Source organism: Mesorhizobium sp. B4-1-1 (assembly GCF_006439375.1).
Taxonomy (GTDB): domain Bacteria; phylum Pseudomonadota; class Alphaproteobacteria; order Rhizobiales; family Rhizobiaceae; genus Mesorhizobium.
This window is the reverse complement of sequence record NZ_VFTH01000005.1, coordinates 189,791-206,395: the sequence shown is the minus strand read 5'-3', so window position 1 is coordinate 206,395 and position 16,605 is coordinate 189,791. Positions and strand designations below refer to the sequence as shown.

At 64.6% G+C, this 16,605-nt stretch carries 18 protein-coding genes; 10 read left to right on the top strand and 8 right to left on the bottom strand.

Features of this window, described 5'->3' with window-relative positions; genetic code table 11:
- Positions 1 to 126 precede the first annotated feature (126 nt).
- The 5 genes from FJW10_RS09630 to FJW10_RS09610 form a co-directional block, all read right to left on the bottom strand.
- Positions 127 to 963 carry a MaoC family dehydratase N-terminal domain-containing protein gene (locus FJW10_RS09630; RefSeq protein WP_140899907.1) on the bottom strand — a complete coding sequence of 279 codons (837 nt, stop codon included), beginning with the start codon at positions 961 to 963 and terminating at the stop codon, positions 127 to 129.
- A gap of 12 nt (positions 964 to 975) precedes the next feature.
- Entirely contained in the window at positions 976 to 2,106 is a 1,131-nt protein-coding gene (locus FJW10_RS09625; protein WP_140899906.1) for a CaiB/BaiF CoA-transferase family protein, read from the bottom strand.
- Positions 2,099 to 2,839, bottom strand: coding sequence for an NAD(P)H-dependent oxidoreductase (locus FJW10_RS09620; protein WP_140899905.1), 741 nt, complete (start codon positions 2,837 to 2,839; stop codon positions 2,099 to 2,101). The genes FJW10_RS09625 and FJW10_RS09620 overlap by 8 nt, the downstream gene beginning before the upstream one ends.
- A gap of 11 nt (positions 2,840 to 2,850) precedes the next feature.
- Positions 2,851 to 3,999 carry an acyl-CoA dehydrogenase family protein gene (locus FJW10_RS09615; protein WP_140899904.1) on the bottom strand — a complete coding sequence of 383 codons (1,149 nt, stop codon included), beginning with the start codon at positions 3,997 to 3,999 and terminating at the stop codon, positions 2,851 to 2,853.
- A gap of 103 nt (positions 4,000 to 4,102) precedes the next feature.
- Positions 4,103 to 5,038 carry a LysR substrate-binding domain-containing protein gene (locus FJW10_RS09610; protein WP_140828435.1) on the bottom strand — a complete coding sequence of 312 codons (936 nt, stop codon included), beginning with the start codon at positions 5,036 to 5,038 and terminating at the stop codon, positions 4,103 to 4,105.
- Positions 5,039 to 5,138: 100 nt separating this feature from the next.
- Here FJW10_RS09610 and FJW10_RS09605 point away from each other — a divergent pair, with 100 nt between their 5' ends.
- The 5 genes from FJW10_RS09605 to FJW10_RS09585 are packed head-to-tail and all read left to right on the top strand — an operon-like array spanning position 5,139 to position 9,082.
- A complete protein-coding gene (locus FJW10_RS09605; protein ID WP_140899903.1) occupies positions 5,139 to 5,714 on the top strand; it encodes a thiamine pyrophosphate-binding protein in 576 nt (191 codons plus the stop codon).
- A gap of 5 nt (positions 5,715 to 5,719) precedes the next feature.
- On the top strand, positions 5,720 to 6,307 hold the full coding sequence (locus FJW10_RS09600; protein WP_140899902.1) for a thiamine pyrophosphate-dependent enzyme: 588 nt from the start codon (positions 5,720 to 5,722) through the stop codon (positions 6,305 to 6,307).
- An 8-nt stretch (positions 6,308 to 6,315) separates the two neighbouring features.
- Positions 6,316 to 7,794 carry an aldehyde dehydrogenase gene (locus FJW10_RS09595; RefSeq protein WP_140899901.1) on the top strand — a complete coding sequence of 493 codons (1,479 nt, stop codon included), beginning with the start codon at positions 6,316 to 6,318 and terminating at the stop codon, positions 7,792 to 7,794.
- A gap of 54 nt (positions 7,795 to 7,848) precedes the next feature.
- Entirely contained in the window at positions 7,849 to 8,628 is a 780-nt protein-coding gene (locus FJW10_RS09590) for an SDR family oxidoreductase (protein WP_140828442.1), read from the top strand.
- A 4-nt stretch (positions 8,629 to 8,632) separates the two neighbouring features.
- Entirely contained in the window at positions 8,633 to 9,082 is a 450-nt protein-coding gene (locus FJW10_RS09585; RefSeq protein ID WP_140899900.1) for a VOC family protein, read from the top strand.
- Between the two features lie 52 nt (positions 9,083 to 9,134).
- Here FJW10_RS09585 and FJW10_RS09580 read toward each other — a convergent pair whose 3' ends face one another.
- Together FJW10_RS09580 and FJW10_RS09575 are read right to left on the bottom strand one after the other, a co-directional pair.
- Positions 9,135 to 9,788: a GntR family transcriptional regulator gene (locus FJW10_RS09580; RefSeq protein ID WP_140677668.1), complete on the bottom strand. Its 654-nt coding sequence runs from the start codon at positions 9,786 to 9,788 to the stop codon at positions 9,135 to 9,137.
- A gap of 110 nt (positions 9,789 to 9,898) precedes the next feature.
- The gene (locus tag FJW10_RS09575) at positions 9,899 to 11,077 is read right to left on the bottom strand and encodes an FAD-binding oxidoreductase (RefSeq protein WP_140899899.1); all 1,179 of its coding nucleotides are present in this window, start codon (positions 11,075 to 11,077) and stop codon (positions 9,899 to 9,901) included.
- A 243-nt stretch (positions 11,078 to 11,320) separates the two neighbouring features.
- Here FJW10_RS09575 and FJW10_RS09570 point away from each other — a divergent pair, with 243 nt between their 5' ends.
- From FJW10_RS09570 to FJW10_RS09550, 5 genes are read left to right on the top strand one after another with little or no spacing between them, the layout of a single operon-like run.
- Entirely contained in the window at positions 11,321 to 12,475 is a 1,155-nt protein-coding gene (locus tag FJW10_RS09570; RefSeq protein ID WP_246674181.1) for a pyridoxal phosphate-dependent aminotransferase, read from the top strand.
- A gap of 6 nt (positions 12,476 to 12,481) precedes the next feature.
- The gene (locus FJW10_RS09565; protein WP_140899897.1) at positions 12,482 to 12,931 is read left to right on the top strand and encodes a biotin/lipoyl-containing protein; all 450 of its coding nucleotides are present in this window, start codon (positions 12,482 to 12,484) and stop codon (positions 12,929 to 12,931) included.
- 5 nt (positions 12,932 to 12,936) lie between these two features.
- On the top strand, positions 12,937 to 14,304 hold the full coding sequence (accC, locus tag FJW10_RS09560) for an acetyl-CoA carboxylase biotin carboxylase subunit (protein WP_140899896.1): 1,368 nt from the start codon (positions 12,937 to 12,939) through the stop codon (positions 14,302 to 14,304).
- Positions 14,301 to 14,696, top strand: coding sequence for a biotin attachment protein (locus FJW10_RS09555; protein WP_140899895.1), 396 nt, complete (start codon positions 14,301 to 14,303; stop codon positions 14,694 to 14,696). Before accC ends, FJW10_RS09555 begins: the two co-directional genes overlap by 4 nt.
- Before the next feature lie 22 nt (positions 14,697 to 14,718).
- Positions 14,719 to 15,498: a 5-oxoprolinase subunit PxpA gene (locus tag FJW10_RS09550; protein WP_140900017.1), complete on the top strand. Its 780-nt coding sequence runs from the start codon at positions 14,719 to 14,721 to the stop codon at positions 15,496 to 15,498.
- Positions 15,499 to 15,547: 49 nt separating this feature from the next.
- Here the strand turns inward: FJW10_RS09550 and FJW10_RS09545 are convergent, their stop codons facing one another.
- A complete protein-coding gene (locus FJW10_RS09545; RefSeq protein ID WP_140899894.1) occupies positions 15,548 to 16,582 on the bottom strand; it encodes an Ldh family oxidoreductase in 1,035 nt (344 codons plus the stop codon).
- Positions 16,583 to 16,605: the final 23 nt, after the last annotated feature.

Below are 16,605 nucleotides of genomic sequence, written 5' to 3'. Positions count from 1 at the left end.
TCCGACGAGTTGAGCCTCGGCTGCTGCAGGTCGCTCCGGACGGTCGACCATCTCGTCATCGATCTTTGCGAACCTTTTCCGGCCGTGAGCCCGGCACGAACAGCGGCATGACAGACGTCATCAAGCTCACCATTGGGCCGTGGCCTTGACCGTCACATGTCCATCGGATGCCCGCACCTCCATTTCCATCTCGCCCTTTCCATGAGCCGTTCCGCTCAGAAGCAAGGTCTGCGGGCCGATCGCGGGACGCACGCCGCGAAAGGAGAAACGGCGTGGCGCTTGCCCGGCAATGACCGCGGCGAAGTTCATCAACAACGTCGCCTGGAGCGGCCCGTGGATGACAAGTCCGGGGTAATGCTCGACATTTGTGGCGTAGGGCGCGTCGTAGTGGATGCGATGCCCGTTGAATGTCAGCGCGGAGTACCGAAAAAGCAGAACCGGATCGACGTCGACGATCCGCTCATGCGATGCGGGCGACCTTGGATCCGGCAGCGTCGGGGGCGCCATGCCAACTTCCGCAGGGCGATAGACAATGATCTGGTCTTCCTCGACGACAGGGCCGGCGGCATTGGAGATTTCGTGATGGACAGTAACGAAGGTAAGCCGGCCGGTGCGCCCTTGTTTTTCCTCGACGACGCCTAGCGTCGAGCGGCGGCGGATCGTGTCGCCGCTGCGGATCGGCGCCAGAAGACGGATGTCGCTGCCCGCCCACATGCGGCGCGGAAGCGGCACCGGCGGCAGGAACCCGCCCTTGGCGGCATGTCCGTCCGGGCCCAGTTCACTTGCGTCGGCAATGTCGGGCGTCAGGCACCAGTGCAGGCCGGGCGGGGCCTCGTCGCGGCGCGCCGCGTGAGGGCCAAGCGTTGCCTCGAAGCTGGCGACAAGGCGAGGGGTCACGATGTCGTCGACCTCGCGGGTGCGCCCGACCCATTTCTGCAGCGCCCAGCTCGAATCCAGGCTCATATGACTGACTCCTCAGGCTGCGAATTCGGACCGGATACGGTCGGTGTCGGCGCTAAGAGCAGGGACCGTGGGGGCTTTGCCGAGGCCTTCGGGGCGGCCTGCGGGCATCGGGACGGTGATCCGTTTGCCGTCCGGCAACTCGACCTCCATCCGGCGCAAAGCCCTGTGGCGCGAAAGGTCGCGCATCTCGCTGACCCGGCCCCAGGCGATCCGGGCCTCGTCAAGGCGTCGAATGGCTTCCTCACGGTCGATCGCCGCGAAAAGCGGTTCGATCTCGGCATCCAGCGCGGTACGATTGGCCACCCGCCAGGCATTGGTGGCGAAGCGTTCGTCGGCAAATAGATCCTGCCTCCGCAGCACCACCTCGCAGAAGCGCTTCCATTCGCTGTTCTGCTGGATAGAGACCACCACCGCGCCATTGCGGCAGGCATAGGGTCGGTAGGGATAGATCGAGGCATGCGCCAGCCCGTAGCGGCCGGTCTCGCGTCCGGCATATTCGTTATGCAGCAGCGGCACCGCCATCCAGTCGGCCATGCCATCAAACATGGCGATCTCGACGATGCGGCCGCGGCCTGTCTTGCCGCGCGCCAGCAGCGCCTCAAGTATCGCCGCATGCGCGTTCATTCCTGTCGCGATGTCGGCGGCCGACACGCCGACCTTGCAAGGCGACTCGGCAGTGCCGGTCACCGCGCAGATGCCGCTTTCCGCCTGCACCAGCATGTCGTAGGCGCGCATCGACGCGTAGGGTGTGTCCTGCCCGTAGCCGACGATGTTGACGGCGATCAGCCGGGGAAACTTCCGTGCAATCACACCGCAGGAGAGACCGAGCCTGTCGATCGCACCCGGTGCGAGGTTCTGCACGAGGACATCCGCCCGGGCGACCATCCGGTGCAACAAAGCGAGGTCTTCCTCGGCCTTGAGGTCGAGCGCCACGCTCTGCTTGCCGCGGTTCAGCCAGACAAAATAGGCCGACATACCTTCGACGGTGGAATCGTAGTGGCGCGCGGTCTCGCCTTCGGGGCGTTCGATCTTCACGACGCGGGCACCCGCATCGGCAAGGCGGACCGTGCACAAGGGAGCGGCGACCGCCTGCTCGATCGAAACGACGAACAGGCCCTCGAGCGGGCGGGCGGCGTCAGACATTGCGCTGCACTCCAGAGCGGGCGAGCACCCCGGGCTTGAGCCGCTCGTTCTTGCCGTAATCTTCAGCCGGGTGGAAGAACAGGCGCGGCGTTTCGCCGATGTCCTCGAGCCTTTTGCGATAGGCCTCCAGATAGGCCTTGCGGCCGTCGTCGCCGATGCGGCCAGGCATGTAGGCGACGAAAGGCGGCAGCACATCGAAGCCGGCATAGCGAAGCAGGCCGTTGTGGATCGGCCACAACACCGTGAGGATGTCGCCGTCGATACCGTCGGGCGCATAGGTGTCGGCCGAGGTGCCCGTAGTGGCGGCCACCATGGCGAGCTTCCCCTTGAACATGCCGATGTCGTATTTGCGGCCCGGCAAATAGGCAAAGCCACGCGCGAAGACCCGGTCGGCCCAGCCCTTGAGCATCGCTGGCATCCCGAACCACCAGACGGGAAACTGGAAGATCACGAAGTCCGCCCGTTTCAGCTTTTCGACCTCGGCATTGATGTCACCCGCCAGCCGACCCGTCTCATAGGCGGCGGTCTGCTCGCGCTGCAGGCTGAAGAAATCCGGATCGTTGCGCTCGCCGGTCATGTCGCCTGGCCCGGCGACCGGGCTGAAGTCCATCGCATAAAGGTCGCTGAACACCACACCGTGGCCAGCCCGCGTCAGGGTCTCGAAGGCGACGTCCTTCATGGCGCCGTTGAAGGACTTCGGTTCCGGATGTGCATAGACGATGAGGACGTTCACAGCGACCACTCCTAATAAGAACGCGGCAGACCGAGGACGTGCTCCGACAGGAACGACAGGATGAGGTTGGTGGAGATCGGCGCCACCTGATAGAGACGCGTCTCGCGGAACTTGCGCTCGACGTCGTATTCCTCGGCGAAGCCGAATCCGCCATGCGTCTGGATGCAGACATTGGCGGCCTCGTTGGAGGCATCCGCCGCCAGCATCTTGGCCATATTCGCCTCGGCGCCGGGGTTCTTGCCGGCCTCGTAAAGGGCCAGCGCCTCGCGCACCATAAGTTCTGCCGCGCGCATGTTGGCGTAGGCTCTGGCGATGGGAAACTGGACGCCCTGGTTCTGGCCGATCGCGCGGCCGAACACATGCCGGTCCTTGGCATAGGCGCTTGCCTTGTCGATGAACCATTTGGCATCGCCGACGCATTCGGAAGCGATCAGGATTCGCTCGGCATTCATGCCGGACAGGATGTAACGGAATCCCTTGCCCTCTTCGCCGATCAGGTTTTCGGCCGGCACGCGCAAGTCGTCGAAGAAGACCTCGGTGGTGGCATGGTTCATCATCGTGCGGATCGGCCGGATGGTTAGGCCGTTGCCAAGCGCCTGGCCCATGTCGACGATCAAGACTGAAAGCCCGTCGGTCTTCTTCATGCCATCGGTCAGCGGCGCGGTGCGCGCCAGAAGCAGCATCAGATCGGAATGTTCGGCGCGGCTGGTCCAGATCTTCTGGCCCTTGACCACGAAATGGTCGCCCTCGAGCCGGGCGGTGGTCTTCAGCGCGCCGGTGTCGGTGCCACTGGTCGGTTCCGTGACGCCGAATGCCTGCAGGCGCAATTCCCCGGTGGCGATCTTCGGCAAATAGCGCTGCTTCTGCGCCCCCGAGCCGTGGCGAAGCAGCGTGCCCATCGTGTACATCTGCGCATGGCAGGCGCCGCCGTTGCAGCCGGCGCGCTGGATCTCCTCCAGCACGGCAGCGGCGGCCGAAAGCGGCAGGCCGGAGCCGCCATACTCCTCGGGGATCAGGATCGAGAGCCAGCCCGCTTCCGTCAGCGCTTCGACGAATTCGCGGGGGTAGGCCATATCCCTGTCGAGGGCGCGCCAATACTCGCCGGGAAAGCGCGCGCCGAGCTTTGCGACAGCTTCCCGAATGTCCTGATAGTGTTCCATGAATTGCCGGGCCTTTCGTCTCGCTCAGACGTCCAGTATCACGCCGGCACATCTCGACAGCAACGCAAGGCGGGCGTGATCAGCTATGCCGAAATTAAAACCCTTACGGCGCCGAACCGAGAAGCTGGCCGACCCACACGGCCCGCTCGACAAGATCCCGGGCGGTATCCTCTATCGCCTGGCCGGCAAAGCGCGCCAGCCGCGAGGCTGGCCGGTCGGCCGGATAGGCAAGAATGAGGCGGCGCACGGGCACGGGATCGATCAACGGCGCGGCCGTGAGCAGGCCGGCGGCGACATCGGCATGGATGGGCGCCAGCGGCAGGATCGTCCAGCCATGGCCGTTGCGCACCAGGTCCTTCAGCACCGAATAAGTATCCGCCTCGACGCCGACATCGAGCGTGATGCCGGTCTCGACGGCGCAGCGTTCGACGATGATGCGCAGCCCGTGCTTCACGCTCGGCAGCAATAGTCTTTTCCCGGCGAGCGAGGTGAACGGCATGGCGCGCACGGTCGAGAAGCCGGCGGCGGGCGGGCCGATCAGAAAGAGGTTTTCCAGCAGCAGCGGGCGCGTGCGAAGCGATCTCGCCATGCGCGGATCGTAGAGCACCGCGACGTCTATTTCGCCCCGATGCAGCCAATCGAGCAAATAGCCGGTATAGGCGCTGACAAGCCGGAGCTTCGCCTTGGGATGGGCTTTGCCGAAAGCCGCCGCCAGCGGCAGCGAGATGATGTCGGCCACCGTGGGCGGCAAACCGATGGCAACCTCGCCCGTGAGCGGCGCATCGGCGGGCGTGGCGGTCGCGCGGATCTCGTCGATCTCGGCGAGAACGCGCACGGCGTGAGCCAGCACCTCCTTGCCCTGTTCGGACAGGACCATGCCGCGCCCGTGACGCAGGAACAGGGCAAAGCCCAGCTCCTCCTCCAGCATGCGCACCTGGCGGCTCAGCGCCGGCTGCGCGATGTGCAGCCGGTCGGCGGCCTTGCTGAGGCTGCCGAGCTCGGCGACATGGATCAGGGTGCGCAGCTGCGATAGCTCCATAAGCTATCGAATATCATTATATCTGATCACAAGAAATAGACGAAGATTGGATCGGAGAGCTGAAGTAGTCTTATGTCAAATCCAACCTCGGGGGTCCAAGGTGACGGCGAGCAGCCTACAAGCGAAACACCCAGAGGCGGTTGCCTCTGCGGCTCTTCCGGCGGCATCTGAAACGCAGTGGCCGGATCAGGTCTATGACGTGCTCAAGGCCGCCGGCATCAACCAGATGTCCTATGTGCCGGATGCCGGCCATACCACACTGATCCGCCGCTTCAGCGCCGATCCTGAGGTCGTCACCAACGTGCTGACGACGGAGGAGGAGGGCATAGCCATCGCCGCCGGCTCCTGGCTCGGCGGCAAGCGCAGCGTCGTGCTGATGCAATCCTCCGGCGTCGGCAATTGCATCAACATGCTGTCGCTGCCGGTGCAGGCGCGCTTTCCCTTGCTTGTCCTGGTGACGATGCGCGGCGAGTGGGCCGAGTTCAATCCATGGCAGGTGCCAATGGGGCAGGCGACCGAGGTTTCACTGAGGGCAATCGGCCTCAGAGTGCTGCGGGCAGAGACCGGCCCCGACCTAGTGGACACCGTGGCGCAGGCGGCCGCGATGGCCTTCGATGCCGACCAGCAGATCGCCGTGCTCATCGGACAGCGCCTGCTTGGCAAGAAGAAGTGGTGAACGACATGACATTGCCGACGATGGATCGCCGAGCGGCGGTGAAGAGGCTGCTCGACGCGCGCGACGGCGCCCTGATGGTGACCGGGCTCGGCTCGCCGAGCTATGACGTGCATGCCGCCGGCGACCGAGACGACAATTACTACCTCTGGGGCGCAATGGGCGGCGCGGCACTGGTCGGCCTCGGGCTTGCCCAGGCGCAACCGCAGAGGCGGGTGATGGTCATCACCGGAGACGGCGAGCAGTTGATGGCCTTCGGATCGTTGGCGACGATTTCGGTGGCGCGTCCGAGAAATCTCGACCTGATCATTCTGGACAACCAGCATTTCGGCGAGACCGGCATGCAATCCAGCCATACCGGCCGCGGCATCGGCTTCGACAAGGTCGCCGCCGCCTGCGGTTTCGCGGAGGTGGCCGAACTGCGTTCGTTGGAGGAGGTCGACGCGCTCTGCGAAAAGCTGCGCCGCCCTGCGGAGGGCCCTCGCTTGTTCGTGCTGAAGATCACCGCCGAGAACTTGCCGCGCTCGCTGCCGCCGCGCGACGCCGTCGCGGTCAAGAACCGCTTTCGCGCCCATCTGGGCTTTGCCACCTGTTGAGGGCCGATATGCCACTGGTCAGCTTCCAGAACACGGTCGGCGGTCGGCTGCAATCGAGCGCCGACACGTTCGAGAGCTATGATCCCTTCACCGGCAGGCCGTGGGCACTGATCCCGCGCGGCGGCAAGGCCGAAGTGGATGCAGCCGTGGCCTCCGCCAGGTCGGCTTTCCGGTCGAAGGACTGGGCCGGCATCACGCCGACCGCGCGCGGCAAGCTCCTGGTGCGGGTGTCAGAGCTGATCGCCGAGAACGCCGAGCGCATCGCCGCGATCGAGACCCGCGACAATGGCAAGCTGATCACCGAGATGACGGCGCAGCTGCGCTACATCCCCGAATGGTACCGCTATTTCGGTGGCCTCGCCGACAAGATCGAAGGGTCGGTGTTGCCGATCGACAAGGCAGGCATGTTCGCCTTCACCCGCCACGAGCCGCTCGGCGTCATCGTCGCGATCGTGCCATGGAATTCGCCGCTGCTGCTGCTGACCTGGAAGCTTGCGCCGCTGCTCGCGGCGGGCAACACCGTAGTCATCAAGCCCTCGGAATACGCCTCGGCCTCGACGCTCGAATTCGTAAAGCTGTTCGCGCGGGCCGGCTTCCCGCCGGGCGTCGTCAACACCGTCACCGGCATGCCGCAGGAGGTCGGCGTGCCGCTGGTCTCCCATCCCGACGTTGCCAAGATCGCCTTCACGGGTGGCGAGCCGGGCGGGCTCGCTGTCTATCGCGCGGCCGCGGAGGGGTTGAAGACGGTGACGCTGGAGCTCGGCGGCAAGTCGGCCAACATCGTCTTCGGCGACGCCAATCTGGAAAGCGCTGTCAACGGCGCGATCTCCGGCATTTTCGCGGCCAGCGGCCAGACCTGCATCGCGGGCTCACGACTGCTCGTCCAGCGCAAGATACACGACCGGTTCGTGGAGGAGGTGACCACGCTTGCCGCCAGCGCAAGAATAGGCAACCCGGCGCTGCCCGAGACGCAGGTCGGGCCCATCACCACGCAGTCCCAGCGTGAGAAGGTGCTTTCCTATCTCGGGATTGCGCGGCGCGAGGGTGCGTTGTGCGTGCTGGGCGGCGGAAAGCCTGCGTCGGACCAATTGGCGGAGGGCTGGTTCGTCGAACCCACCATCTTTACCGGCGTGAACAACTCAATGCGCATCGCGCGCGAAGAAGTGTTCGGGCCAATCCTTTCGGTCATTCCTTTCGACGACGAGGAAGAGGCATTCGCCATTGCCAATGACAGTCCGTACGGGCTGGCGGCGGGGCTGTGGACGAGCGACATGGGCAGGGCGTTGCGAGGCGCGGCGGCGATGGAAGCGGGCATGGTCTGGATCAATTCATACCGTGCGATCTCCTATATGGCGCCCTTCGGCGGCTACAAGAGAAGCGGTATAGGCCGCGAGAGCGGGCAGGGGGCGATCGATGCCTATCTTCAGACCAAGACGGTATGGATAGATACGGCCGGCAAGACCGCCAATCCCTTCGTGATCCGCTAAGATAGACAAGGGCCCCAAGGCAACGGCCCGCTCAGAATGACGAAGGAACCGCATATGAGACAAGCAGGAAAGGTGGCGGTCGTCACCGGAGCGGCACGCGGCATCGGGCGCGCATGCGCCGAGCGCTTCCTGGCTGAAGGTGCGAAGGTCGTGCTCGGCGATATCGACGCCAGCGAGCTGAAGAGATGCGCCGCCGAGATCGGTACTCCCGAGACCGTGCTTGCGCTGGTCACGGACGTCAGCAGGAAGGACCAGCTCGACGCGCTGGTCGCGGCGGCGGTCGCCAAGTTTGGCCGTGTCGACATCATGGTCAACAATGCCGGCATCGCTCCGGTTCAGGATTTTCTCGACATCAGCGAGGCCGACTACGACCGGGTTCTCGCCGTCAATTTGAAGGGGGCGTTCATGGGCACGCAGGCGGCCGCGCGCCAGATGATCGCGCAGGGGCAGGGCGGCGTCATCATAAATATGTCCTCGATCAATTCCGGGCTCGCCAATCCCCGGGTCGCGACCTACGCGATCTCGAAGGGCGGCATGAACCAGGTAACCGGCACCGCCGCCGTCGCCTTCGCGCCCTACGGCATCCGCGTGGTCGGTGTCGGCCCGGGCACGATCGCCACGGAGATGGTGATGGACGGCACCTTCATCGATTCCGAGGAAATGCGCCGCGCGATCCTTTCGCGCACGCCGCTTGGACGTCTGGGCACGGCGGCTGAAATCGCCTCCGTGGTCGCTTTCCTCGCCAGCGACGACGCGTCCTACATCACCGGCGAGACCATCTACCCCGATGGCGGGCGCCGCGTGCTCAACTACACCGTCCCGGTCAAGGAGTAGGGAAATGGGCATCTTCGACAAGCTGCATCACATCTGCATCGTCGTGCATGACATCGACAAGGCGCAGGCATATTGCGACTCCATCGGTATCGGCCCATGGGAAGCCTACCCGCCGCTGGTCGAATATGAGGAACTGCAGGTCCCGAGTCCCAGGGGCTTCATGGCCATGCAGTACCGGATTTGCAATTTGCCGAATGTCCAGTTGCAGCTCTGCCAGCCAAGTCACGATCCTTCACCGCAGCGGATCCACCTGGATACGAAAGGCGAGGGCGTCTTCCACATCGGCTTCGAGGTCCGTGACGCGGATGCCGCCGAAAGCAAGGCTGAAGGCGATGGCCTTTCCGTGCTGATGCGCGGGCGCCGGGAAAATCGGACCGGCTTCACCTATTACGACACCGCCGACAAGGCCGGTGTGATCCTGCTGACCCGGGCGACGAATTTGCCCGGCAAATAATGTGCCCGGGGAAGGATTTGCGGAGAATATCCGGCGGGGGACGGCTGCTCCGTCAACTGCCCCGCAATTCCTGAAGTCGGTCGACCAGGAATTTGCCGCTGGTGATGATATGCATTTCCAGCAGGCTGACGGCGCGCAGCGTGTCCTTGGCCTCGCACAACTCGATGAGTTGCCAGTGGTCGCGGTCGGATTGCACCTGGATCTCGGTCAGCGTCACCATCATGCGCGTATAGCGTTCCAGCTGCTGGTAGATGCGCCCGACGAGTTCGATCGTCGCCTTGCGGCCGGACGGCGCGTAAAGGGTTGCGTGGAAGTTCCAGTTCAGCTGGTTGGAATATTCGCCGGTCTTGCCCTGCTCCTGGTGCTGTCTGGCACGGTCCCGCGCCAAAGCGAGGTCGGCCTCGCTCATTCTCGGGATGGCAAGGGCGAGCAGCCAGGTCTCGATCCTGGCCCGCAATTCATAAAGCTCGAGGATTTCGTCGAGCGAAATCGAGGAAACCACTGCTCCCTTGTGGGAGACGAGCGTGACGAACCCTTCCGAATGAAGCTGATGCAGCGCCTCGCGCACGGGTATCCGGCTGACGCCGAATTCGGTCGCCAGGTGCTCCTGCCGCAACTGGGCATTTGCCTCGTATTCGCCGACCAGGATCTTCTGCCTGATGGCGTCGGCGACCTGGGTCGATATGGTTTTCTTCTGTACGAGCATGATCAGCCTAGGGCGACGGCGCCTTTGTTCGCGTGCGGCGCTTTTTTGATTGAAGAAACGGACGCATAGCACTGCGCATAGGTTGTTGTCACTCCGAAGGCCCGTCGCCCTCAGTAGACATGTTCCTCGATCGGTTGGTTGTCGGCGATACGCTCGTAGCGGAAGGCCGAGAGGTCGATTGAACGGTATTCGCCATAGGCAATGAGGTCGCTCACGCCGGAACCGGTTGCCGCGGCGTGCATCATGCCGTGGCCGCTGAAGCCGGTGGCCAGCACGAAGTTCGAGATCTCCGGATGGAGCCCGATGATGCCGCTGTGGTCAAAGGTGTTGTACTCATAGAGGCCTGCCCAGGCACGCAGCATGCGCAATTGTTCGAAGCCGGGCACGCGATGCGCCAGCGCCGGCCAGATCAGCTCCTCGAACAGATCGTAATCGACCTCCAGCCCGAAATCGTCCGAATCGTTCTCGCGCACGGGTGGAATGCCGCACAGAAAGAGCTGCCCCTCCGGCCGCAGCCAGAAGCCGCTGGCGTCGAAGACGAAGGGGCAGTTGTCGATCCGCGCCGGGCTTTCGAAGACGAAGACGCATCGCTTGCTGGGCACGACCGGGAGATCCGTGCCGGCCATCCGTGCAATGCCCGCGCTCCACGGGCCGGCTGCGTTGATGACCGTGCCGGCGGAAATCCGTTCGCCATTGTCCAGCACCACGTCGTCGACCTTGCTTCGGGAAGCCATGGTCAGTCCAGTCACGGTCGCGGCACGATAGTCGACCTTCTGGGTGCGTGCCTTGCGGCGGAAGGCCTGCATCAGGCCAGGTCCGTCGAACCAGCCTTCGCAGCCGCGGCCGAATGAGCCGAGCGCCAGATCTTCCGTATTGAGCCAAGGGAAGCGCCGCGCCAGATCGGCCTGCTCGATCAGCTCGATATCGACACCCATGTCGCGCTGAACGCGGTTCTTGGCACGCTGCGCCTCGGCCCGCTCCGGCGTCGCCAGCACAAGATAGCCAGGCTCGTGAAGTCCGATGTCCGCCGGCTCGTCACCGACCGCAAGTCGAGTGCCCGCCTCACGCAGAAAGTCGAGGCTGAATTTCGACATGGCGATATTCGGCTGGGTGCCGAACTGCTGGCGTATGGCGCTGGTCGACAACGAAGAAGAAGAGGCGGTGTAATAGGGGTCCCGCTCGATGACGGCGATACTGCCATCGAAATCCGGATTGGCGGAGAGGAAATAGGCGATCGAGCTGCCGACGACGCCTCCGCCGACGATCACCACATCGTAATTTGCGCTCATTCCGGTCGCGTTCCCTGTCTCAAATGTCATGGCCATGGGCAAAGATTGGATACTTTTCTCCGCCAACAAGCCTTTAACGGCACTCATAACCCAGCCCAATGGCAAGAAAAAGGGGTTTGACGAGAAAATAAGAATACATTATCCAATTTACACATCCGCTGCCAGCTGGATCGTGCAGCATCCCAGGAGTGTTCAGTGGGCCTCATCGCTCCCCGTCTTGACGTCATCAAGCCAAGTCCGAGCATGGCGGTTACGGCTCGAGCGATCGACATGCGCGCGGCCGGCATCGACGTCATCAGCCTGGGCGCCGGTGAGCCGGATTTTCCGACACCCTCGCATGTCGTCGAGGCGGCCTACGCGGCGATGCGCAGGGGAGAGACTCGCTATACGGCAGTGGATGGAACGGCGGCGCTGAAGAAAGCGGTGGCCGACAAGTTCAGGCGCGAGAACGGCCTCGACTACAGGCCGTCGGAGATTACCGTCGCTGGCGGTGCAAAGCAGATCATCTACAACGCCCTGCTGGCAACGCTGGCGCCGGGCGACGAGGTGATCGTTCCCGCCCCTCACTGGGTTTCCTACACCGACATCGTGCTTCTGGGCGAAGGCAAGCCCGTGGTCGTTCCCTGCGGCGAGGAGCTTGGCTTCAAGCTCACACCGTCCGCTTTACGGGCAGCCATCACCGGGCGCACGAAATGGCTGCTCGTGAACACCCCGTCCAACCCGACGGGCGCAGTCTATAGCCGTGACGAACTTGCTGCCTTGGCGGCAGTGCTGCTCGACCATCCGCATGTCCATGTGCTGACCGACGACATCTACGAGCACATCCTGTTCGATGGGCGTCCCTTCCATACGATCGCCGGCGTCGAGCCGCGGCTGAAGGAGCGTACGCTGACGGTCAACGGCGTGTCGAAAGCCTATGCCATGACAGGCTGGCGGATCGGCTATGCCGGCGGGCCGGAACCACTGATCCGCGCCATGGCGACCGTGCAGAGTCAGAGCACGTCAAACCCGTCATCCATCTCGCAGGCCGCGACCATAGCCGCGCTGGACGGCCCGCAGGATTTCCTGCGCCCACGCGCGCTCGAGTTCCAGGCCCGACGCGATCGCGCACTGGAACTGCTGCGGGCAATCCCTGGCCTTTCCTGCGAGACACCTGAAGGGGCCTTTTATCTCTATCCCAACTGCTCGGCCCTGATCGGCCGCCGGCGTCCGGACGGCTCCATTGTCGGCAGCGATGACGATCTTTCGCTTTACCTGCTCGATCAGGCGCGGGTCGCGGTGGTGCAAGGCTCGGCCTACGGCCTGTCGCCGCATTTCCGCATCTCCATAGCCACGTCGATGGACCTGATCGAGAAGGCGATCGGGCGTATCGCCGAGGCGGTCGAAGCCATGCGGTAGCGCGGCATGGATATGAACCTCGTCCGAGAACTTATCGATGTGGTCTCGCGCTCACCCATTGGCGAGTTGCAGATCGAGCGCGACGGATTTCGCGTCCGCATCGCCAAGCAAGCGTCGCCACCCGCATTGCCGTCCGGGCCTTTGCCGCAACCCGCGCCGGCTTTTGGCGCGCCCGCTGCTTCGGGCGCCAGCCCCACCATTGCGACCATTCCGCGGCATTCGATCCGCGCGCCGCTGACGGGCGTGTTCTATCGCTCCGCCGGGGAGGGTGAGCCGCCGCTCGTCTCGGCGGGCGACGTGGTCGCGGAGGGGCAAAAGATCGGTGTCCTCGAAGCCATGAAGACATTCAACGTCGTGGAAGCCGATCGCGCCGGCAGGATCGTCGAGGTCGCATTTGAAGACCATGCCGCCGTGCAGTCCGGCGACGTGCTGTTCGTCCTGGAAGAGGCGGGTTGAGCGCCATGTTCGATACCGTCCTTATCGCCAACCGGGGTGAAATCGCGCTGCGCATCCTGCGCGCCTGCCGCGATCTCGGACTGAAGACGGTAGCGGCCTATTCGGAGGCCGATGCGAGCCTTCGCCACGTGGCGCTGGCTGACAAGGCGATCTGCATCGGGCCGGCAGCTTCGGCCGACAGTTATCTCAATATCGCGGAGATCATCACAGCCGCGCAACTCACCGGCGCGGGCGCGGTCCATCCCGGCTACGGGTTTCTGTCGGAAAATGCGGCCTTCGCCGAGGCAATTGAGAATGCCGGTCTTGTCTTCATCGGGCCGTCCGCGGCCGCGATCGGCACCATGGGCGACAAGGTGGCGGCCAAGCGGGCGATGATCGATGCCGGCGTGCCCTGCGTTCCGGGCTCGGAAGGCGCGTTGCCACAGGACGAGCAAGTGGTGCGGGTGATCGCCGAAACCATAGGTTATCCGGTCATCGTCAAGGCGGCCGGTGGTGGCGGCGGGCGCGGCATGCGCATCGTGCGCGAGCAAGGCGCGTTGATGGAAGCCGTGGCGCTGGCGCGAGAGGAAGCCGGACGAGCCTTCGGCAACCCGCAGGTCTATCTGGAAAAATTCCTCGACCATCCGCGCCATGTCGAGATCCAGATTCTGGCCGACCGGCATGGCGCGGCTGTATGGCTTGGCGAGCGGGACTGTTCCATGCAGCGCCGCCACCAGAAGATCATCGAGGAAGCGCCGGCGCCCGGCATCGCTCGCGAGGCGATCGCGGGGATCGGCGATCTTTGCGCCCGCGCCTGCCTTGAGATCGACTATACCGGGGCGGGCACGTTCGAGTTCCTCTACGAGGACGGGCGCTTTTATTTCATCGAGATGAACACCCGCGTGCAGGTGGAGCACCCGGTGACCGAACTCATCACCGGCGTCGACATCGTTCGCGAGCAGATCCGGATCGCCCAGGGCGAGCGTCTGTCCTTCAAGCAGGAAGACATACGCATCCAGGGCCACGCCGTCGAATGCCGCATCAACGCCGAGGACCCTTACAGCTTCCGGCCGCATCCGGGACGGGTCGAGCGCTGGACGCCGCCGGGCGGCCCGGGGATACGGGTCGAGTCGCATCTCTACTCCGGTTACACCGTGCCGTCCCACTACGATTCCCTGGTGGCCAAGCTGCTCGCGCATGGCGCGACGCGAGCCGAAGCGATCCGCAGGATGAAGGGGGCGCTGGCCGAGATGGAGGCGGTCGGCATCGGCACCAACGCGCCGCTGCACGGCATATTGATGGAGGAGCCAGGTTTTGCGGCCGGAGGTTTCGACATCCACCACCTGGAACGCTTGATCGAGGGCGGCCTGCTCGACGGACGAACGCAGCGATGACGGTCGACGAGATCGAGAGACTTGCCGCATGGTGTGCGGCCGCGCGTGTCAGTGAGATCGAACTGGCGGAGGCCGGCTTTTCACTTTGTCTGCGTATCCAGTCAGCCGGTCCCGGGTCCCGCGCGGCGGCGAGCGAGGCGCCGAAGGCCGAGGCGATCGCGACGACTGTTCGCGCGCCGGGCGTTGGAGTGTTCCGTCTCGTTCATCCGACGACCGGCCATCCGGTCATCGAACGCGGCCAGACGGTCCGGAAGGGCGAGACCGTCGGTGTCCTGCAGATCGGCGCATGCCTCAAGGCCGTGGTTTCGCCGGCGGACGGCAAGCTGGGGGTTGGCTTGGCCGAGGACGGCGCGGTCGTCGGCTACGGCACACCGCTCTACGAGTTGCTGTGACATGAATTCTGAGGAAGTCGCCATGACGGGCAGCGGACTTGAAGTCGATATCAATTCGGACATGGGCGAAGGCTTTGGCGCTTACAGGCTGGGCGACGACGCGGCGATCCTCGATATCGTGAGCTCGGCCAATGTCGCCTGCGGTTTCCACGCCGGCGATCCGGAGATCATGGCGGCCACCTTTTCCATGGCGCGGGCGAAGGGCGTTGCCGTCGGCGCGCATCCAAGCTTCGCCGATCTGTGGGGGTTCGGACGGCGCACCATTCCGCATTCGGCGGACGAGATCGAAAGGCTGGTCGCATACCAGATCGGCGCGGCGCAGGCGCTTTCGGTCTATGCCGGTCACCCGATCCGTTATGTGAAGGCGCATGGCGCGCTGGGCAATCTGACCCAGACCGATCGCGCGGTCGCCGAAGCCGTCACGCGCGCCGTCAAGGCCGTCGATCCCACCCTGATCTGCCTGGCGATCGCGCTCGGCTTCCAGGACAGGATCGCGCGCGAGGCGGGCCTGACCGTGAAGTCGGAGATCTTCGCCGATCGCGCCTATACGCAGGAAGGGTTTCTTGTCTCGCGCAAGCTGGAGGGCGCCGTCATCCACGATGCGCGGAAGGCAGCGGAGCGAGTCGTGCGCATGGTCAGGCAGGGCGCCATTGAGACGATTTCCGGGCAGGCGCTGAAAACACCGATCGACTCGATCTGCGTCCATAGCGATACCCCGGCGGCGGTTGCCATCGCCGCCCGCGTGCGGGCGGGGCTGGAACAGAGCGGTGTAAGGATCAAGGCCTTCGCTGCAACGCCCTGAGGGTAGGCTGCGTCCGGGCTCACGGCTCACAGCGCCCGCGCCGGGCGTTTCAGACGGCGTCGAGTCCCCGTTCGAGGAAGCAGTCGAGCTGCTCCACCTCCTGGGGCGTGAGGCTGATGCCGTCCCGTTTCGACTTCTCACGGGCGAGGAACCGCCTCTGCGAAGGCAGGCGCGCGCCCTGGCCGAGGATCGCCTCGAACAACGCTTCTGCCCGGGAGAAAGGACTTCCGGGGCGGCCAGCGGCGAAAGCTTCCGGCGACAGGGCGATGACCAGTTCGCCATGCTTCGGATAGAGCGTCGTCGTGCCAAGCAGATCGAGGGCCTCGCGGCTCGTCAGGTCGCCGAGCATGGCACCGGCGAGCAGCTCGATCATGGTGCCGATGGCCGAGCCCTTATGCCCGCCGAAGGAAAGCATCGCGCCGGCAAGCGCCGCTTCGGGGTCGGTCGTCGGCCTGCCGTCCGAATCGATCGCCCAGCCTTCCGGCAATTGTTTCCCGGCACGACGATGGAGCTCGATTTCGCCGCGCGCCGCGACTGAAGTCGCAAAGTCGAAGACATAAGGCGGATGCCCCTGGCGCGGCCAGCCGAAGGCGAAGGGATTGGTGCCAAGCAGGGGTCTTGAGCCTCCCGTCGGCGCGACCGTCGCGTAGCTTGGACACATGGCGAAGCCGGCAAGACCGGCTCCGGCCAGTGCCTCGACCTCGACCCAGAGGGCCGAAAAATGAACCGCGTTGTTGATCGCCAGCGCCGCGATGCCGGTTGCGCGCGCCCGCTCGACCAGTACCGGCAGGCCCAGCTCGAAGGCGGGATTGGCGAAGCCGCCTCTCGCGTCCACTTTCACGATCGCCGGCGCGTCCGGCGGCAGCAATTCAGGCTCCGCGCTCGGTTCGGCCTTTCCGGCCTTGACGGTGCGCAACGCGCCTTCGATGCGATAGATGCCGTGCGACTTGCAGGCGTCGCGCTCCCCGGCGACGATGGCGCGCGTGATGGCGCCGGCCTGGGCAGGATTAAGTCCGGCCTTGCTGAAAATCGCCTCGACGCGCTCATGCAGGGCTTCGATGGTGAGGGCTGTTGTGCTGCTCATTCTGGCCTTCGGGATTTGCCTGC